2 pseudogenes are annotated in these 857 nt (G+C 58.0%); both read left to right on the plus strand.

Going from position 1 to position 857, the window contains the following annotated elements:
• Positions 1-54 precede the first annotated feature (54 nt).
• Positions 55-360 (plus strand): annotated as a pseudogene (locus tag ACUCV0_RS24050) (SDR family oxidoreductase); the annotation flags it as partial.
• A gap of 60 nt (positions 361-420) precedes the next feature.
• Positions 421-857: pseudogene (locus ACUCV0_RS24055) on the plus strand (MFS transporter); the annotation flags it as partial.

An 857-nucleotide genomic window follows, 5' to 3' on the forward strand; every position in this document is an offset into this window, starting at 1 on the left:
TAGGCCCGGGTAGCCTGAAAGTAGCTGAAGGTCGATTCGCTGCGGGTGAATGCCGGTGGGGTGAATGCTCTCACGGCCTGCCTGGCGTTCGAGAACACCGAGCGCGGCATCCGGGTCAATGCCACGGCGCCTGGCGGGACCCAGGCCCCACCGCGACGTATTCCACGCAATAACCAAGTACCCAGCGCCGACGAACAGCGCTGGTATCAGCAGATTGTTGAGCAGACTGAGGACAGCAGCTTGATGAAGCGCTACGGCACAGTTGATGAGCAGGCCGGCGCCATTCTATTTCTGGCCAGCGACGAAGCTTCCTATATCACCGGCGTGACCCTGCCAGTGGGAGGCGGCGATCTGGGTTGATGCCGCCACTATTCACCCAAGTCTTGCTCACAACAAAAATAAAATCATGAGAGAGGCGCTATGCGAAACTACGACGTCAATTCAATTATCGATTGTGCGCGATTCAGCGGTTTCCGCTGAAGGTGTAGGGCGCTATGCGCGCTATTATTGATTTTCGATGACGACCTATTCATCAATGGCGTGGTGTTGCCGGTGTTGATGACGGAGTAGGGGCTCACCCCCCTGCAGGCCGGTGCGTTGGGCAGCTACGCGCTGTTTGACATGATGTTCGGTGCCCTGCTGTTTGGCAGTCTGGCCGACAGAATCGGCCGCGAGAACGGCATCGCGATCTGTTTTGCCCTGTTCAGCGTCGCAACCGTGATCAATGGCTTGCCCAGCAACCCCACCGAATTTGGACTGTGCCGCTTCGTCGCTGGGCTTGGCTGCGGAGGCCTGCTGCCTAATGCGATGGCGTTGATGCACGAGTACGCACCAAAGAAAAATGCGCAGCACCCTAG

This window comes from Pseudomonas sp. VMV1 (assembly GCF_056790235.1).